Origin of the sequence: Nocardia sp. NPDC057353, from assembly GCF_042667085.1 — a bacterium.
Classification (GTDB): Bacteria; Actinomycetota; Actinomycetes; order Mycobacteriales; family Mycobacteriaceae; genus Nocardia.
The window spans coordinates 13,476-31,390 of record NZ_JBHVAK010000056.1; the positions used below are offsets into that span (position 1 = coordinate 13,476).

Sequence of the window (17,915 nt, forward strand, 5' to 3'; positions counted from 1 at the left end):
CCAGCGTATGGCCTGCGGAAACACGACGTGGATCAGGAAGTTGGGGGACAGCGTGACGCACGCGCGGCTCGGACACATCGACGAGGACTCCTCGCGCGGCATCGTGCGCGCGCCCGACCTCGCGCGGGTCACCATCCTGGCCAAACACACCCAGGTCGACATGGCGATTCCGGTCGATGTCCCGGTGGCGCTGGTGATCCCGAGCGTGGTCGACATGGTCGCCCAGCACAGCAGGAGCAACGACTTCGACAACGAGGGCGAGCGCTTCGAGCCCGCCGAGTGGGTGCTGGCCCGGATCGGCCACCCGCCCTTCTCGAACTCGCTGAGCCTCGGTGAGCACGGCGTGCGCGACGGCGAGCTGCTCATGCTGGAGAGCGCCTCGCAGACCGCGCCGACCCCGCTCTTCGACGACATCATGTACAACGTCGCGATCGCCGACGCCGACCACTTCCGCGGCTGGACCCCGCGCACCGCCCGGCTCACCGGCGCGGTGCTCGCGGCGCTGACCATGGTGGTCGGCTGCCTCGGGCTGCTGCTCGCGCCGGACGCCATGCCGGTCTGGGTGAGCGGCTCGATCGCGCTGGTGGTGGCGATCCTGCTGGTCGTCGCGGGCATGGTGCTGAGCCGGATGTACGGCGACACCTCGGCGGCGCTGGTCATCGCGGGCTGCGCGCTGCCGCCCGCGCTGAGCGCGGGGCTGCTCTACGTTCCCGACCACTACGGCTGGGCGCACGTGCTGCTCGGCTCGGTGCTGCTCGGCGCCACCGCGGTGCTGGCGTGGCGGGTCACCGGGGTCGGGCTCGGGCTCTTCATCGGCGCCGCAACGCTGGCGGTCTTCATCGCGCCCGCCGCCATGGTCGGGCTGCTCACCGAGCAGCCGGTGCGGGCCATCGGCGCGGTGCTCGCCGCGGCCGCGCTCGGTGGGCTCTCGCTGGCGCCGCGGGTCTCCATGCTGCTCGCCAAGCTGCCGCTGCCGCCGGTGCCGTCGCCGGGCACCCCGATCGACCCGACCGAGGACGACCCGGACGACCACCGGGCGCTGCCGACCATGGAGGTGCTGCGCGCCAAGTCGGAGCGGGCGCGGATGTACCTGGCCGGGCTGGTCACGGCGACCACGCTGGTCACCGTGGCGGGGGCGCTGGCGGCGGCCGACCCGGAGGCGGAGACGCCGTACTGGCAGGGGATCGCGCTGTCGCTGGTCTGCGCGGTGGTGCTGGCGTTCCGCAGCCGCACCTACGCCGGGGCCGAGCAGGCGGTGGTGCTGATCGCGGGCGGGTCGGCGATCGTGCTCGCCATGCTGGTCGGGATGGCGATCGAGATGGAGCAGCCGCTCGTGGTGTTCGGCGCGGCCATGCTCATCCTGGTCGCGGCGCTGGTCCTCGGCATGGTGGTGCCGAACCAGACGGCGACGCCGCCCATGCGCCGCGCGGTGGAGCTGCTGGAGTACGCCTTTGTGGCCGCGGTGCTGCCGCTGGTCTTCTGGGGGGCCGAGCTGTACGCCCTCGTCCGCGGGCTGTGAACCCGGTGCGGCGCGCTACGGCGATCCGCGCGGCCGGACGCGAAGGCGCGAACTTCCGTTCGCGGCCGCGGCCCGCCGGGGTGAACTCGGTGCGGCGGTTGGCCGCGTTCGTGGCGGTGCTCGCGGTCGGCGCGGGGCTGACCGCGGGCCCGGCGCTGGCCGACAATCGGCCGCCGATCGTGGATCCGGGGGCACTGCCCGCCGGGGACCCGGCCGCGCCCCCGGGCAAGACCGAGCGACCGGGGAACGCCGCCTGCTACAGCACCCAGCAGGGCGGGGAGGGCCCGGCCGTTCCGCCGACCCAGCGCGCCCTCGACCTGGACCGCGCCTGGCAGTTCTCGCGCGGCGCGGGCCAGGTGGTCGCGGTGATCGACACCGGCGTCTCCCCGCACCCGCGGCTGCCGAACCTGACCCCGCTGGGCGACTTCGTCGCCGCGGGCGGCGACGGCAGCGAGGACTGCGACGCGCACGGCACCGTCGTCGCGGGCATCATCGGCGCGAGCCAGGTCGCGGGACAGGGCTTCTCCGGGGTGGCGCCGGAGGCCGGGCTGCTCAGCATCAGGCAGACCAGCGCGCTCTACCAGGAGGAGGGCGCGGGCCGGAACAAGGGCCCGGACGACATGCCCGACGGCTACGGCAAGGTCTCCGCGCTGGCATCCGCGGTGCGCAGGGCCGCCGACGCGGGCGCCACCGTCATCAACATCTCCCTCGTGGCCTGCCCCACCGAGAAGCCGGAGAGCCGGGAGTTCGCCGCGCTCGGCGCCGCGGTGCGCTACGCCGCGCTGGAGCGCGACGCCGTCATCGTGACCTCCGCGGGCAACACCGACGCCTGCAAGTCGAGCAACCCGGGGCTCGACCCGCTGAACCCCGGCGCCGACCCGTGGACCAGGGTGACCTCGTTCGTCGCCCCCGCCTGGTTCGACCAGTACGTGCTCTCGGTCGGCTCGATCGACGCCGTCGGCGCGCCATCGGCCTTCACCGTGCCCGGCCCGTGGGTCGGGGTCGCGGCGCCCGGCGAGAACGTGGTCTCGCTGGACGCCCGCGCGGGCGGCACCTCCAACGGCAAGTACAGCAACCAGGGCCAGTACACCGCGTACAGCGGCACCAGCTTCGCCGCGCCGTACGTCTCCGGGGTGGCCGCGCTGGTGCGCGCCCGCTTCCCCGAGCTGAGCAGCGCCGAGGTGATCCGGCGGATCCAGGCCACCGCGCACGCCCCGGCCGAGGGCTGGAACCCGTATGTCGGGTACGGCGCCGTCGACCCGGTCGCGGCGCTCACCAACGAGGTGCCCGCGGCGCTGCCCGCGAAGGTGCCGAGCGAGGCGGTGAGCATCCAGCTGGCGGTGCCCGACCCCGAACCCGCCCCCGACCACACCGCGCGGAACGTCGCGCTGATCGGCACCGCGGTCATCGTGGCCGCGGGCGTGCTCGGCTACCTGGCCTCCTTCCCCATCCGCCGCCGCTTCGGCGTGCACGAGGACGCGACCTGAACCACCGGGTGCGCGCGGCCGGTTCCGTGTAGCGTCGGCGCTCGGCACCGCGAAACCTACGGTGACCACGGCCGATCGAATCGGGTACCGCCATGACGAGCGTGACTGCGCCGCTGAGCCGCCGGGAGGCATGGGAGCGCGCGACCAATGTGCCGATGCTGCTGCTCGCCGTACTCTTCCTCGGCGTCTACGCCTGGTACGTGCTCGACACCGGCGCCTCGCCGTACCTGGACACCTGGCTGGCCCGGGTCGACCTGGTGATCTGGGCGGCCTTCGCGGCCGACTTCGCCATCCGCGTCTACCTCTCCCGCGACCGCTGGCGCTTCGTGCGCACGCACCCGCTGGAGCTGCTCATCGTGCTGGTGCCGCCGTTCCGACCGCTGCGGCTGGTGCGCGCGGCGCTGCTCATGCTCGGCACGCTGAACCGGGCGCGGCTCACCCGGTTCCGGCTCTCCATCTACGTCGGCACCAGCTCGGTGCTGGTGGTCCTGCTGTGCAGCCTCGCCTTCTTCGACGCCGAGTACGGGGCGCCGGACGCCAAGGTGCAGAACTACGGCGACGCGCTGTGGTGGTCAGCCGTCACCGTGACGACGGTCGGCTACGGGGACTACTACCCGGTGACCGCCGAGGGCAGGCTGGTGGCGCTGGTGCTGATGACATTCGGGATCGGGTTGATCAGTTTCGCCATCGGCACCACGACCAGCTGGGTCTTCGACCAGCTCAAGGCGGTCGAGGCGAGTGCCGATCAGACCGAGAAGCAGATCGGCACGCTGCTCGACGAGATCCGCGGGCTGCGCGCCGAGGTCGCCGAGCTGCGCCGGGCCCCGGCTGCGGCGAACAGCTCGCCGGTATCGGCGAACGGCCCGCCCGCCCCGGCGGATTCGGGCCCGATCGGCTGACGGCGGTCCGGCACGGCGAATGCGGCCCGCGCAGGGCGATTCACCCCGCCCCGGGGAAGCGGCGGCCCGGGCTGATACGCGCGGCCCCGCCGGTGCCCGAGCCCGAGCGGCGTCAGCGCTCGGCGGCGACCGGCTGGTCGGCGGGGGACGGGTCGGGGGCGACGCCGTCGTGCGCGACCATCGCCTCCTCCCGCCCCAGGCTCGGCCCGGCGGCGAGCAGCCCGACGATCGGCCACGGCGCGGGCTCGGCGGGGATCCCCTCCATGCCGAGCGCCTTGGCGGCCTCGGCGTTCTTGATCCCCCACCTGACCCCGGTGTCGCCGACGTAGAACAGGCTGTCCCGCCTGCTGCTGTCCGGCTCGATCCCGGTGCTCTGCACGTAGGCGCCGGTGCTCGGCTTCAGGTAGACGGCGTCGGCGTTCGGCCCCGACCCGTCCGCCTTGGCCAGCGGAACGGTCCTGGCATCGTCGGGCAGCGGCAGGTCGACCCCGGTGAGCACCTCGAGTTCGGCGCGCCGCGCGCCGTCCTCGCTGCCCGCGGCGGCGGCGATCGGCCGCCAGGTCAGGCAGCTGACCGGCCGCTCCTTGTCGGTGACCAGCTCGGGCGCGGTGCGCGGGTAGTGCTCGACCGCCAGCGCGGACGACACGTTCGCCCTGGTGCGGGCGGTCTGCTGAATGGTGGTGTTCCCGGAGCCGGGCGTGGAGTTGCGGATGATGTCGGCGGTCAGCGGCGAGATCGGCTGCAGGCCGTCGCTCAGCACCGCGTAGTACTCCTCGGTGGTCGGCACCTGCACCACGTCGCCGATCTGGTAGTCCCCGATCGGGTAGCCGGGCGCCGTGCCCGCGCCCTCGATCCGCGGGGCGACCAGGGGCAGCACCTCGGGGACCGCGTTCAGCAGCCCGTCGCTCACCGGCCGCGGCGTCTCCCCCGTGATGCCGAGCGCGTCGGTGACGGCGCGCGAGGTCATCTCGACCCGCGCCCGCTTGCCGTCGTAGATCAGGTACGCCGAATCGCGCCCCTGCACCAGCAGCGCGCGCTCGGCGGGCAGCGCGTCCGCCTTCTCCCCGGTGTCCGGGTCACCGACCAGCACCGAGGTGCTGAGACCGCCGCCGCCGTCCACCTCCAGCTGGTCGCAGACGGTCCAGGCGCGGCCGGTGCCCTTCTTGTCGAAGAGCAGCGCGGCGGGCGCCCCCGGAATCCCGATGAGCTGCCCACGCGGCTTCTTGCCGAGCTCGGACTCCTTGACGATGGCGGGCTTGGCCGCCTCCCCCGCGGCCAGCCGGGCCGAGGCCAGATTCAGCGCCGGGTGCACCGTGTCGCCGATGACCACATAGACCCCGCCGGACTCCTTGCCGATCAGGATGGTGTTGTTGCCGATCTTGTCCTGCGGGCGCAGCAGCGCCAGCACCCCGCAACCGGCCAGCACCACCAGGGCGAGCACCAGCCCGACCGCGTACGCGCGGGACTGCGATTTCATCGGATCGTGCAGCATGCGGACGTCGCGCCGAACCAGCGCGTGCTCCATCCGCCGCACCAGGAAGCGGTACCCGCTGACCTGCCAGCGGGTGGTTGGCTTCGATGGCATTGTTCCTCCCCCGAACGGTGCTCCTACCCGCGCAACACAGTACAGTTCGCGGGGACTGCTTTTCAGTTCGGCCAGCGCGAACAGGGCCGAACCGGTGTTACTGGGGGGACGACGATGGCCGAACCTGTCGGCGCGGGCCCACGCCCGTTGCTCGGGCGGATATCACTGCAGAATCTGCTGGTCGCGCAGATCATCGGGCTGGGGGCCGGGTTGATCGCGCTGACCGTCGGGCTCGGCGGGCTGCCCGCGCTCGGCGTGGTGCTCACCGCGGCCGCGATCCCGCTCGTCCCGGTCGCGAAGCGGACGATCCTGGACTGGTTCGCGACCGCGTGGGGGTACTTCACCCGGCGCGAGTACGAGCTCGGCGACACCGTCGACTTCCGCGGCCCCGACGGCCGCTCGCACGGGCTCTACCGGGACGGCAGCCGGGTGGTGACGGTGGTCGAGGTGCTTCCGCCGCTCGGCGGGCTGACCCGGATCGCGCGCACCACCGTGCACGCCTCGCACCTGCTGCCGCTGCCCGAGCTCGCGCAGTGCCTGAACCAGCACGACATCCTGCTCAGCGGGATCGACATCATCAGCCACGGGCACCGCAGCCGCTCCGGCACCCCGGCGGGCGCGATCTACGAATCGCTGCTCGGCCCGCTGCCCGCGACCGCGCACCGGGCGGTCTGGCTGGCCATCGCCTTCGACGCGGTGCGCTGTCCCGGCGCCGCCGCGCGCCGCGGCGGCGGCAACGACGGCGCCGCGCGCGCCGTCACCATCGCGACCCAGCGCATCGTGCGCGCGCTGGAGGACGCCGACTGCGCGGCCCGCATCCTCACCGCCTCCGAGATCCGCGGCGCCGTGCTGCAGGTGACCGGCAACTGCGACCCGCGCGAGCTGACCCACCGCTGGCGCTACGCCGAGCTGGGCAACGCGGTGAACATCGGCACCGCGGTCGACCCCGGCAGGCTCGGCTCGGACCTGCTGGCCCAGCTCTGGGTGGCGCCGTCGCGCGGGACCACGGTGGCGGTCCGGCTGCGGCCGGGCAGCAATGCCGGGTCGGTCAGCATCGGGGCGGCCTGGCGGCTCTCCGCCAGGGAGCTGCCGGAGCCGCCGAAGCTCGCGGGCATGGTCTCGATGAACGGCAGGCACCGGGACGCGCTGCTGGCGCACCTGCCGCTGGCCGTGCCCGGCGTCGACGAGACGGTGCCGATGGCCGAGTACCCGATCGAGGTGCTCGGCGCGCTGCACCTGCCCTCCTCCGGCTGCGGGCAGCTGATCGGCTCGGACGAGGAGGGCAACGGCGTCGCCATGCGGCTGATCGGCAGCGGCATCTCCACCGTCTACCTGGCGGGCGAGCTGTACCTGGCGCAGCAGCTGGTGTTCCGCGCGCTCGCGGTCGGCGAGCGCGTCCTGATCCGCACCGACCGCCCGCACGCCTGGGAGAACCTGGTGACCACGATCGGCAACCCGGAGCGGCTCGGCATCGCGGTCGAGACGCACCAGTCGGACGCGGGCTTCACCGCCGCGGTGGTGGACGGGGTGCTCGCGCCACCGCCGCACGCGGGCGTCACCACCATCTACGTCACCGGCGACCCGTCCGCCTGGCCCGCCACCAGGCCGGACCTCTCGCTGCACCAGCCCGGCGCCATCGGCAACCACGTCATCCTGCGCACCGGCACCGCGCAGGCGCACCTCACGCTGGTCTCCATCCCCCGCGAATCGACCTACATCGGGCAGCCGCGCGGCCGCCGCGCCATGGCGAACCAGTAGCGCTCAGCCGGGGTACGGCTCGGCCGCCCGCGCGGCGCGCAGCGCCCGGCCCCACCAGCTCAGCTGCCGCAGCATGCGGGCGGCGCCATCGATCGCGGCGCCGTCGGCGGTCTCCCCCGCGGCGTCGAACTGCCGCTTGACCCGGTGGAAGCTCACCGACTCGCGCACCGAGACCATGTGCACCTCCGCCACCACCTGGCGCAGCTGCTCGACCGCGCGCAGCCCGCCGGAGACGCCGCCGTAGGAGACGAAGCCGACCGGCTTGCCGCGCCACTCGTGCTTGGCGCTGTCGATGGCGGTCTTGAGCGCGGCCGGGTAGCCGTGGTTGTACTCGGAGGTGACGAAGACGAAGGCGTCGGCCGCGGCCAGCCGGTCCCGGAAGGCGCGTACCGCGTCGTTCTCGGCGAGGTCGAGCGGCAGCGGGGTGGTGGCGAGATCGATCGTCCCGGCCGCGAAGTCGGGGTGCGCGGCCACCGCGCGCATAAACCAGTCCGCCACGGTCGGCGCGAACCGGCCCGCCCGCACGCTGCCGACGACCACCTCGAGCCGCAGCGGGGCCGCGCCGCTCACGGCAGCTCGAACGGGAGCCGGACGCCGTCGTGCACCCGGCAGCGGGCGCAGGTCCCGGTACTCTCGGTGGCGGCCACCGCGCGCCGCACGAGCGCCTTGAACGGCACCAGGTTGCGCTCGAACTCGGCGAAGACGTCGACCGCGTGCACGCCGTCGCCCTCCTCCAGCCCGGCGTCCAGGTCGGTCACCAGGGCCACCGCGGCGTAGCACATCTCCAGTTCGCGGGCGAGCACCGATTCCGGGTAGCCGGTCATATTGACCAGGTCCCAGCCCTGCGCGGCGAACCAGCGGCTCTCGGCGCGGGTGGAGAAGCGGGTGCCCTGCACCACGACCATGGTGCCGCCGGACTCCAGGCGCAGCTCGCTGTCGGAGTTCGCCACGGCGGCGCGCAGCTCGTCGCAGTACGGGTCGGCGAAGGAGACGTGCACGCCGCCGCCGTCGAAGTAGGTCTGCGCGCGACCCGAGGTGCGGTCGACCAGCTGGTCCGGCACCGCGACGGTGCCTGGCCCCCAGTCGGCGCGCAGGCTGCCGACCGCGCAGGGCGCGAAGATCCGGCGCACGCCGAGCGCGCGCAGCGCCCACAGGTTGGCCCGGTACGGCAGGGTGTGCGGCGCGAACTCGTGCTTCTTCCCGTGCCGCGGCAGGAACGCCACCGGCCTGCCCTCGACCTCGCCCACCGCGATCGGCGCGCTGGGCGCGCCGTAGGGGGTCTGCACCTCGTGCTCCTCGGCGGCGCCGTCGAAGAAGTCGTAGAAGCCACTGCCACCGATCACGGCCAGGGCCGGTCTGCGCTCCGAAGTCATGGATCGATTCTCCGCCGGCGGCGGTGCGCCGCGGGCGGGCGGGTCCGGGGCCCAACACATCCCGACCGGTCGGGCGAACCGGGTGGGCGGCAGGATGGGCGTGTGATGTCGCGGGCGGCGCTCGGCGTGTGGTTGACGGTGGCCTCCGGGCTGGCCTTCGCGGCGTCCGGGCCGCTGGTGAAGGCGGTGCTCGGGGCGGGCTGGTCGGCCGGGGCGGTGCTCGCGGTGCGGCTCACCGGGGCGGCGGCGGTCATGGTGCTGCTGGCGCTGCTCGCCGACCCGCGCGGGCTGCGGGCGAGCCGCCACGAGCTGCGCACCGTGGTGCCGTTCGGCGCGATCGGGGTCGCCGGGGTGCAGGCCACCTTCTTCCTGTCGCTGGCGACGCTGCAGGTGGCGGTGACGCTCATGATCCAGTTCCTGGCGCCGGTGGTGGTGATCGCCTGGCACTGGCTGGTCGGCAGGCGGCGGCCGCGCACCGGCACGCTGGTCGGCGCGGCGGTGACGCTGGCCGGTGCGGCGCTGGTGGTGCAGGTGTTCGGCGCGGGCAGCCCGGATCCGGTCGGGCTGGCCTGGGCCGGGCTCTCCATGATCTGCAACGCGGCCTTCTTCCTGCTCTCCGAGCGCAGCTCGGCCCGGCTCGGGCCGGTCGCGCTGCTCGGCTCCGGGCTCACCGTGGCCGCGCTGACCACCTGGCTGCTGGCCGGGATCGGGGCACTGCCGCTGGTCGTCGGCGGCGGCGCCGCGCTCATGGACCAGCGCGAGCTGTCGGTGCCGCTGGCACTCACCCTGCTGGTCCTGGTGAGCACAGTGCTCGCCTACCTGTGCGGGGTCGCGGGCGCCGTCCGGCTCGGCTCGACCCTCATGTCCCTGGTCCTGCTGAGCGAGGTGCTCTTCGCCGTCGGGCTCTCCTGGCTGCTGCTCGGCGAGGCGGTGACCCCGCTGCAGCTGGTCGGATCGGTGCTGGTGGTGACCGGTCTCGCGGTCGCGAACCGGACGACGGAGCCGCCGTGACTGCTGTACCCTTGGGGGGTATCGAACCAGACGAGGAGCGCCGGTGACCGACCCCAGCCACGAGCACGACCACACCGGGCACGGCTACATCACCGCGAAGGACGACTACCTCAAGCGGCTGCGCCGCATCGAGGGGCAGGCGCGCGGGCTGCAGCGCATGGTCGAGGAGGAGAAGTACTGCATCGACATCCTCACCCAGGTCTCCGCCATGACGAAAGCTCTGCAGGCGGTGGCGGTGGGGCTGCTGGAGGACCACATCAGCCACTGCGTCGTCGACGCCGCCGTCGCGGGCGGCCCCGAGGCGGAGGCCAAGATCAAAGAGGCGACCGAAGCGATCGCGCGGCTCGTCCGCTCCTGACGCGCGAGTCCCCGCGCAGACAAGTCGAGCCGCCGCAGGCGGACGCGATATACGCCGCGCCAGGATCAGCCGCCGCAGCAACCGGCAGGGGGCACGGTGCGCATCTCGCGGGTCTGCGCATTCCGCGCGGCGAGATCCACGTCGGCGGGGTAGTCAACGGCAACCAGACTCAGACCGTGCGCCGGAGCTACGGTGACGGAACTGGAGCGCTCCCGCTCGTTCAAAAGACTCCCGACCCACTCGGGCGTCCGCCGCCCCTCCCCCACCGCGAGCACCGCACCGACCAGACTCCGCACCATGGACCAGCAGAAGGCATCGGCACTGACGTGCGCGGTGAGCGCGTACCCCGACTGCTCCCAGTCGTACCGCTGCAACTCGCGCACCGTGGTCGCCCCCTCCCGCCGCCGGCAGAACGCCGCGAAATCGTGCAACCCGAGAAGTTTCCGCGACGCCGCGCGCATGGCGTCCACATCGAGCGCCCCCTTCGCAGGCACCACCCCCCGCGCGGCGAGCGGATCAGCACCCCAGGGCGCGGTGGTCAACCGATACACATAGTGCCGCCGAACAGCGGAGAACCGAGCGTCGAAATCAGCAGGAGCACGCCGAGCCCCGGTAACCCGAACATCCTTCGGCAGGAACCGCGCCAACCGGTGCACCAACTTCGCCCCGTCGAACTCCCCCGCCGTGTCGAAGTGCGCGACCTGCCCCTCCGCGTGCACCCCGGCGTCGGTGCGCCCGGCAACGGTCAGCTGAATCGGCGAACGAAAAACCTTGCTCAGCGACTCCTCCAGCACCCCCTGCACGGTCCGCAACCCGGGCTGCCGAGCCCACCCGGTGAATTCCGTCCCGTCGTAGGCGATATCGAGCCGCACGCGAACGAGCCCGCCACCCCCACGGGTGACGGGCTCGTCGCCGGAATCCGGAGTCAGCTCAGGATTCCTTCTTGTCCTCGGCAGCAGCCTCGGCCTCGGGCGCCTCGGCGGCCTCCGCCTTGGTCTCCTCGACCTCGGTCTCCTCGGCGGCAGGCGCCTCGGCAACCGGCTCGGCCTTCTTCGAGGCGGCGACGCGACGAGCGCGATCGGCCTCGTTGGTCACGGTCTGCTCCCGGACCAGCTCGATCACGGCCATGGGGGCGTTGTCGCCCTTGCGCGGCAGCGTCTTGATGATGCGGGTGTAGCCGCCATCGCGACCCTCGAACGACGGGCCGATCGTGGCGAACAGCTCGTGCACGACGGTCTTGTTCCGGATCACCTTGAGCACCTCGCGCCGGTCGGCGAGGGTGCCGCCCTTCGCCTTGGTGACCAGCTTCTCGGCGTACGGGCGCAGCGCCTTGGCCTTGGATTCGGTGGTCGTGATCCGACCGTGCTCGAAGAGCGCCGTGGCCAGGTTGGCGAAGATCGCCTTCTGGTGCGACGCCGACCCGCCGAAGCGAGCACCCTTCTTGGGCTTGGGCATTTCACTGTCTCCTTATGAGAGGCCGCAGCCGGGGGGATGCCTCCCCCCGGGGACCTAGAGCTGTTCGGTCTCGGCGTAGTCCTGCTCGCCGCCGTCGGTGTCGCTGAACGTGCCGCTGTCGCTCCAGGTCCCGGTGTTCGCGTCGTACCCGACCACGGAGGACGGGTCGAACGAGGCGGGGCTGTCCTTCAGCGAGAGGCCGAGCGCGTGCAGCTTGACCTTGACCTCGTCGATGGACTTCTGGCCGAAGTTGCGGATGTCCAGCAGATCCGACTCGGTGCGGGCGACGAGCTCGCCCACCGTGTGCACACCCTCACGCTTGAGGCAGTTGTAGGAGCGGACGGTGAGATCCAGGTCCTCGATCGGCAGCCCGAACGAGGCGATGTGATCCGCCTCGGCAGGCGAGGGGCCGATCTCGATGCCCTCGGCCTCCACGTTCAGCTCGCGGGCCAGGCCGAAGAGCTCGACCAGGGTCTTGCCCGCCGAGGCGAGCGCGTCCCGCGCGGTGATGGAGTTCTTGGTCTCGACGTCAAGGACGAGCCGGTCGAAGTCGGTGCGCTGCTCGACGCGGGTGGCCTCGACCTTGTAGGTCACCTTGAGCACCGGCGAGTAGATCGAATCGACCGGGATCCGGCCGATCTCCGCACCGGACGCCTTGTTCTGCACGGCGGGCACGTAGCCGCGGCCCCGCTCGACGACCAGCTCGATCTCGAGCTTGCCCTTGTCGTTCAGGGTGGCGATGTGCATGTCCGGGTTGTGTACGACGACACCCGCGGGCGGCACGATGTCACCGGCGGTGACGGTGCCCGGGCCCTGCTTGCGCACGTACATCGTCACCGGCTCGTCCTCCTCCGAGGACACGACCAGGCCCTTGAGGTTCAGGATGATGTCGGTGACATCCTCCTTCACCCCGGGGACGGTGGTGAACTCGTGGAGCACGCCGTCGATGCGGATGCTCGTGACCGCGGCCCCCGGGATCGAGGACAGCAGGGTACGCCGCAGCGAGTTGCCGAGGGTGTAGCCGAAGCCCGGCTCGAGCGGTTCGATGGTGAACTTCGAGCGGTTCTCCGCCACGACCTCTTCGGTCAGCGTCGGACGCTGGGAAATCAGCATGGGATCATCCTCCTGTGTGGGCGCCCGCTATTTGACGCCTCGTGGTGGGGGTGTTGCGCGTGGCCGCCGCGCACGGCGGCCACGCACCAGCAGCGCTGATTACTTCGAGTAGTACTCGACGATCAGCTGTTCCTGCAGCGGCACATCGATCTGGGCGCGCTCCGGCTCCTGGTGGATCAGGATCCGCAGCCGGCCCGGCAGCACCTGCAGCCAGCCCGGGACGGGCCGGTCGCCGACGGTCTCGCGCGCCACCTGGAAGGGCAGCGTCGGCAGCGACTTCTCCTTGACATCGATGATGTCGTACTGGCTGACGCGGTAGCTCGGCACGTCGACCTTGACGCCGTTGACCAGGAAGTGGCCGTGGCTCACGAGCTGACGGGCCTGCCGCCGGGTCCGGGCGATGCCGGCGCGGTAGACGACGTTGTCGAGGCGGGTCTCCAGCAGGCGAAGCAGGTTGTCACCCGTCTTGCCCTTCTGCCGGTTGGCCTCCTCGTAGTAGCGACGGAACTGCTTCTCCATGACGCCGTAGGAGAAGCGCGCCTTCTGCTTCTCCTGCAGCTGGAGCAGGTACTCGCTCTCCTTGATCCGCGCCCGGCCGTGCTGGCCGGGCGGGTAGGGGCGACGCTCGAAGGCCTGGTCGCCGCCGACCAGGTCGACGCGCAGACGACGCGACTTGCGGGTGATGGGTCCGGTATAACGGGCCATGTCGTTCTACTTCCTTTCCCGCTTAGACGCGACGCCGCTTGGGCGGACGGCAGCCGTTGTGCGGCTGCGGGGTGACATCGGAGATCGTGCCCACTTCCAGCCCTGCGGCCTGCAGTGAACGGATCGCGGTCTCGCGGCCCGAGCCCGGGCCCTTGACGAACACGTCGACCTTCTTGACGCCGTTCTCCTGCGCCTTGCGGGCAGCGTTCTCGGCGGCCAGCTGGGCGGCGAACGGGGTCGACTTGCGCGAGCCCTTGAACCCGACGTGGCCCGACGACGCCCAGGAGATGACGTTGCCGGAGGGGTCGGTGATCGACACGATCGTGTTGTTGAACGTGCTCTTGATGTGCGCGTGGCCGTGCGGGACGTTCTTCTTTTCCCTGCGACGCGACTTCTGGGACTTCTTCGGGCCCGAGGCCCGGCTCTTCGGAGGCATCGGTTCCCTTACTTCTTCTTACCGGCGACGGTCTTCTTCGGACCCTTGCGAGTGCGCGCGTTGGTCTTGGTGCGCTGGCCCCGCACGGGCAGGCCGCGACGATGCCGGATGCCCTGGTAGCAGCCGATCTCGATCTTGCGGCGGATGTCGGCCTGCACCTCGCGGCGCAGGTCGCCCTCGACCTTGAACTCGGACGCCTCGATGTAGTCGCGGAGCCGGGTCAGGTCGTCGTCGCTGAGATCCTTCGACCGCAGGTCGGGGCTGACCCCGGTGGCGGCGAGGATCTCGTGGGAACGGGTACGGCCGATGCCGAAAATGTAGGTCAGCGCGATCTCCATGCGCTTGTCGCGCGGGAGATCGACGCCCATGAGACGTGCCATCTGGCAGGTTCCTTAATGGTTGCGGAGGTCTGCTCCCTGTCCATCCCCTCGTCCGGGGCACCGGCCTCCGTTCCGGTGGTGAGCGCACACGCCCGGGTGGATCTCGCGACCCACCCGTACCCAAGCGTGTGGCTGGCGCTGGGAGTTTCTTCGGTCAAGCCCGATCGGCGATCGGTGCTCGGTGGTGTCAGCCCTGACGCTGCTTGTGCCGCAGGTTCTCGCAGATCACCATGACCCGCCCGTGCCGGCGGATCACCTTGCACTTCTCGCAGATCTTCTTGACGCTCGGCTGAACCTTCACGTCCGTCCAATCTCTTACTGTGGCCCACGGGGTGTGGACACAACTTTTCCCCAGCCCGACGGCTGGGGAAGCTTTCCTTCGTGCTCGCGAGGCGAGCCCGTCACTTGTAGCGGTAAACGATCCGGCCGCGGGACAGGTCGTAGGGCGACAGCTCGACGACCACCCGATCCTCGGGCAGGATGCGGATGTAGTGCTGCCGCATCTTCCCGCTGATGTGCGCGAGAACCTTGTGCCCGTTCTCGAGCTCGATCCGGAACATCGCATTCGGCAACGGCTCGACAACTCGACCCTCGACCTCGATGGCCCCGTCTTTTTTCGCCATGTCCTCCGCGATCCCGGTTACGCTCAACCTGGTGTGATTGCTGCTCTGGTCCTGCTCGGCGCCCGCACCGCACCGTCCGGACACCAACGAACAATCGAACGTCGACAACGGATCGAATGTTCCCGGGTGAACGCATGCCTGTAGGCGCACCGTCGCTCCAGCTTACCGAGGGGCCGCCGATCAGGCAAAATCGCCCCTTCCCCGCCGGGCCGGGCCGGTCCCGTAAACTGACCTCGAGTCCAGCGAAATGCTCCAGCACATCGAGGGGGACAGGTGAGCCGCAACGACGACGGCCTCCCCATGCTGCCGCCGTGGCTCTCGGAGAGCGACGTCACGCAGGTCGGCTACGAAGCACCCGTTCAGAACCTCCCGTCCGACGAGGAGGCTCCCGCGCCGCGGCGCTCGCGGTTCCGCAACCGCGCCCCCGAGGGGGAGCGGCCCGAGTCAGGGCGGCGGGAGAAGCGGCGGCGCGGGTGGCGGCGCGGGGACGAGGCGCCCGCCGCGGGCACCGGTGGTGACCTCGACGAGGACGAGGGTGGGGCGCGTTCGGCGTCCGGCGAGTTCGGTCATGGTGCCGCGACCGAGCGGGCGGGGGATGTCGGCGAGATTGATGCCGGCGCGCCGCCGCGGTTCGAGTCGGAGGGCACGGGCGACCGTGGCAGCTTCGAGGCGCGTTCGAGCGCAAGCGAATTCGCGCCGCGGCCCAGCGAGCAGCCGGAGGCGCGGCACGCCGAATCGGCGCCGAGCGCGCAATCGGAGGCCGGGCACGCGCCATTCGCGCCGGGAAGCGGGCAGCCGGGGGCCTGGCACGGCGAATTCGCGGGCGAGAACGGGCGATCCGAATCGGAGGCGCGGAGCGCGGAGTTCGCGCCTGCGGCCGGCGGCGAAGAGATCGGACCCGGTGCGGCCGTTGGGCGGCCGATAGCAGGTGCGGAGGCCGGGGCGCCGGAATTAGAGGGGCAACGAGGGGAATTCGGGCCGCGGGGCGCGTCCGCGCGGCACGAGTCGGGGACACAACGGGAGGACGAGGCGCTGCGGGATCCGCGGAACGGGGCGGTCGTGCCGGAGGAGAGTCCGCGGCCGACGCTGCCGACCCGCAACCCCTCCAGCCCGTCGAGCGCGTTCCAGCCGCTCGGCGCGGGAGCGAGCGCGGCGGGCGGGTTGCGCGAGGCATCGGCGGTGCGGGAGCGGCGCCGGGCTCGGCCCGAGCTGCCGCCGCCCCCACCCGCGGCGGAGCCGCCCGAGCGGCTGTCGCCGCCGAACGGCTCCGCGGGCGAGCAGCCGGAATCCGTTGCGCCGCATCGCGATCTGGCCGGTTTCCGGGAGGGGCTCTCGGCGCTGCGCCGGGATGCCGAGCCGGAACCGGAGGAGCCGCTGGAGCGCGGGCAGATCGGCACGCCGGACGCGCTGCCGCCGCGCGCCCCGGTCGCGCCGGTCACCGGTGGCAGTGTGCCGCCGTGGCAGGTGCCCGGCGGTGGCCCCTACGGACCGCCGCAGGCGGAGCCGGAGAGCGCTCCGGAACTTGCTGAGCCGGAACAGGATTCGTCGGCCTACCAGTCGGCGCCCGCCCGCCCCGTAGTGCCGCAGAACTTCGAGGTGCCGGCGGCGGGGCCGCTCTACCCGCCCGCTCCCCCGCACGCGGCGCCCACCGCCTACCCCACCCCGCCCGCCGGGAACGGTTCTCCCGCACCCGATCCCGTGCCGTCACCGCCGCCGTACAGCACGTCGCCGACGAACGTGGTGCCGGTACCCGGCGCGGACCGGGGGCCGCTTTCGTACGGGCCGAACCCGGATTCGGCGCCGCAGCACGCCTCGCCCGACTACGGGCACGAGCCGAATCGCGCTCCGGCCGAGCACGGGGAGCCGAATCGGCTGTACGCGAACCAGCGCGGCCTCGACGCACAGCCCACCGCCAGCCAGGTGGCACCGCCCCGCGGCCCCGCCGGGGCGCCGCTCGACAGCCCCGCGCAGGACGGCGCGCCGCGGTACGACTCGGCTCCGAATCATCCACAGGCGAATTCGCAGTACGGCCCCGGCCCGAACCAGTCCCCGGGGAACCAGCAGTACGGCCCCGGCCCGAACCAGCCGTCGGGTAACCAGCAGTACGGCCCCGGCCCGAACCAGCCGTCGGGTAACCCGCAGTACGGCCCAGGGCCGAACCAACCACCGGTGCATCCTCAGTACGGCCCCGGCCCGAATCAGCCGCCGGGAAATCCCCCGTACGGCCCCGGCCCGAATCCCTACGACGGCAGGCAGTTCAACGCGACTCCGCCGAACACCTACACCTCCACCCCGCCCCCGTCGCTGGACGACGTGCCGATGCGCCGGGCCAGGAAGTCCCCGGGCAGCGGCTGGCGGAAGGCCGTGCACCACGTTTCCGGCGGCGCCATCAACCCGGGCATGTCGGCCGAGGAGCGCCGGCTCCAGGAGCTGGTGGCGCGGATCAGGCAGCCGGTCCGCGGCGACTACCGGATCGCCGTGCTCTCGCTGAAGGGCGGCGTCGGCAAGACGACCACCACCGTCGGCCTCGGCTCGATCTTCGCCTCGATCCGCGGCGACCGGGTGATCGCCGTGGACGCCAACCCGGACTTCGGCACGCTCTCCCAGCGGGTGCCGCTGCAGACCCGCTCCACCGTGCGCGACCTGCTCCTCGACCCCGCCATCCAGCGCTACTCCGACGTCCGCAGGCACACCTCGCAGGGCACCTCCCGGCTGGAGGTGCTGGCGAGCGAGCGCGACCCGGCGGCGTCCGAGGCGTTCAGCGACGAGGAGTACCGCGCGGTCGCGCGGATCCTGCAGCGCTTCTACAACATCATCCTGACCGACTGCGGCACCGGCCTCATGCACTCGGCCATGTCCGGCGTGCTGGAGACGGCGCACTCGCTGGTGCTGATCTCCTCGGCCGCCATCGACGGCGCCCGCAGCGCGGCGGCGACCCTGGACTGGCTCTCCCTGCACGGCCACGACCACCTGGTGCGCAATGCGGTGGTGGTGATCAACTTGCCGCGCGAGGGCTCGCCGACGGTCGGGGTGCAGCACCTGCGCGAGTACTTCCTGTCCCGCTGCCGCGCGGTGCACATCATCCCCTACGACGGCCACCTCTCCGAGGGCGCGGAGATCGACCTGCACCGCCTGCACAAGAACACCAAGCGGGCCTACGTCGAGCTCGCGGCGACGGTGGCCGACGAGTTCGCCGTCTACCGGAGTTGACGG

The 17,915-nt window shown here is 72.1% G+C and carries 18 protein-coding genes; 7 read left to right on the forward strand and 11 right to left on the reverse strand.

Features of this window, described 5'->3' with window-relative positions; translation table 11 throughout:
* Nucleotides 1-40: 40 nt before the first annotated feature.
* The 3 genes from eccD (at nt 41) to ACFUUZ_RS24935 (ending at nt 3,905) form a co-directional block, all read left to right on the forward strand.
* The gene (gene eccD / locus ACFUUZ_RS24925; protein ID WP_378700175.1) at nt 41-1,519 is read left to right on the forward strand and encodes a type VII secretion integral membrane protein EccD; all 1,479 of its coding nucleotides are present in this window, start codon (nt 41-43) and stop codon (nt 1,517-1,519) included.
* Nucleotides 1,520-1,608: 89 nt separating this feature from the next.
* Nucleotides 1,609-3,006 (forward strand): type VII secretion-associated serine protease mycosin, encoded by a 1,398-nt coding sequence (mycP, locus tag ACFUUZ_RS24930; RefSeq protein ID WP_378700177.1) that lies wholly within the window; start codon nt 1,609-1,611, stop codon nt 3,004-3,006.
* A gap of 92 nt (nt 3,007-3,098) precedes the next feature.
* The gene (locus ACFUUZ_RS24935) at nt 3,099-3,905 is read left to right on the forward strand and encodes a potassium channel family protein (RefSeq protein ID WP_378700179.1); all 807 of its coding nucleotides are present in this window, start codon (nt 3,099-3,101) and stop codon (nt 3,903-3,905) included.
* 112 nt (nt 3,906-4,017) lie between these two features.
* On the opposite strand, the gene eccB is transcribed toward ACFUUZ_RS24935, so the two are convergent.
* Entirely contained in the window at nt 4,018-5,490 is a 1,473-nt protein-coding gene (gene eccB, locus ACFUUZ_RS24940) for a type VII secretion protein EccB (RefSeq protein ID WP_378700180.1), read from the reverse strand.
* Between the two features lie 114 nt (nt 5,491-5,604).
* Here eccB and eccE point away from each other — a divergent pair, with 114 nt between their 5' ends.
* The gene (eccE, locus tag ACFUUZ_RS24945; protein ID WP_378700181.1) at nt 5,605-7,248 is read left to right on the forward strand and encodes a type VII secretion protein EccE; all 1,644 of its coding nucleotides are present in this window, start codon (nt 5,605-5,607) and stop codon (nt 7,246-7,248) included.
* A 3-nt stretch (nt 7,249-7,251) separates the two neighbouring features.
* Here the strand turns inward: eccE and ACFUUZ_RS24950 are convergent, their stop codons facing one another.
* Entirely contained in the window at nt 7,252-7,818 is a 567-nt protein-coding gene (locus tag ACFUUZ_RS24950) for an NADPH-dependent FMN reductase (protein WP_378700182.1), read from the reverse strand.
* The gene (locus ACFUUZ_RS24955) at nt 7,815-8,621 is read right to left on the reverse strand and encodes an S-methyl-5'-thioadenosine phosphorylase (RefSeq protein WP_378700183.1); all 807 of its coding nucleotides are present in this window, start codon (nt 8,619-8,621) and stop codon (nt 7,815-7,817) included. The genes ACFUUZ_RS24950 and ACFUUZ_RS24955 overlap by 4 nt, the downstream gene beginning before the upstream one ends.
* Before the next feature lie 105 nt (nt 8,622-8,726).
* On the opposite strand from ACFUUZ_RS24955, the gene ACFUUZ_RS24960 reads away from it, so the two are divergent.
* Entirely contained in the window at nt 8,727-9,632 is a 906-nt protein-coding gene (locus ACFUUZ_RS24960) for a DMT family transporter (protein ID WP_378700184.1), read from the forward strand.
* 43 nt (nt 9,633-9,675) lie between these two features.
* Entirely contained in the window at nt 9,676-9,990 is a 315-nt protein-coding gene (locus ACFUUZ_RS24965; RefSeq protein WP_378700186.1) for a metal-sensitive transcriptional regulator, read from the forward strand.
* 65 nt (nt 9,991-10,055) lie between these two features.
* Here the strand turns inward: ACFUUZ_RS24965 and truA are convergent, their stop codons facing one another.
* The 8 genes from truA to infA form a co-directional block, all read right to left on the reverse strand.
* Nucleotides 10,056-10,949: a tRNA pseudouridine(38-40) synthase TruA gene (truA, locus tag ACFUUZ_RS24970; protein WP_378700211.1), complete on the reverse strand. Its 894-nt coding sequence runs from the start codon at nt 10,947-10,949 to the stop codon at nt 10,056-10,058.
* Entirely contained in the window at nt 10,921-11,445 is a 525-nt protein-coding gene (gene rplQ / locus ACFUUZ_RS24975; RefSeq protein WP_378700188.1) for a 50S ribosomal protein L17, read from the reverse strand. Before rplQ ends, truA begins: the two co-directional genes overlap by 29 nt.
* A gap of 54 nt (nt 11,446-11,499) precedes the next feature.
* Nucleotides 11,500-12,558, reverse strand: coding sequence for a DNA-directed RNA polymerase subunit alpha (locus ACFUUZ_RS24980; protein WP_357018662.1), 1,059 nt, complete (start codon nt 12,556-12,558; stop codon nt 11,500-11,502).
* Between the two features lie 99 nt (nt 12,559-12,657).
* A complete protein-coding gene (gene rpsD, locus ACFUUZ_RS24985; RefSeq protein ID WP_378700190.1) occupies nt 12,658-13,263 on the reverse strand; it encodes a 30S ribosomal protein S4 in 606 nt (201 codons plus the stop codon).
* Between the two features lie 22 nt (nt 13,264-13,285).
* On the reverse strand, nt 13,286-13,699 hold the full coding sequence (rpsK, locus tag ACFUUZ_RS24990) for a 30S ribosomal protein S11 (protein ID WP_030522613.1): 414 nt from the start codon (nt 13,697-13,699) through the stop codon (nt 13,286-13,288).
* 8 nt (nt 13,700-13,707) lie between these two features.
* Nucleotides 13,708-14,079, reverse strand: coding sequence for a 30S ribosomal protein S13 (gene rpsM, locus ACFUUZ_RS24995; RefSeq protein WP_378700193.1), 372 nt, complete (start codon nt 14,077-14,079; stop codon nt 13,708-13,710).
* Between the two features lie 187 nt (nt 14,080-14,266).
* Entirely contained in the window at nt 14,267-14,380 is a 114-nt protein-coding gene (gene rpmJ, locus ACFUUZ_RS25000; protein ID WP_040686659.1) for a 50S ribosomal protein L36, read from the reverse strand.
* Nucleotides 14,381-14,480: 100 nt separating this feature from the next.
* A complete protein-coding gene (infA, locus tag ACFUUZ_RS25005) occupies nt 14,481-14,702 on the reverse strand; it encodes a translation initiation factor IF-1 (protein WP_003418601.1) in 222 nt (73 codons plus the stop codon).
* 273 nt (nt 14,703-14,975) lie between these two features.
* On the opposite strand from infA, the gene ACFUUZ_RS25010 reads away from it, so the two are divergent.
* Nucleotides 14,976-17,912 (forward strand): AAA family ATPase, encoded by a 2,937-nt coding sequence (locus ACFUUZ_RS25010; protein WP_378700195.1) that lies wholly within the window; start codon nt 14,976-14,978, stop codon nt 17,910-17,912.
* Nucleotides 17,913-17,915: the final 3 nt, after the last annotated feature.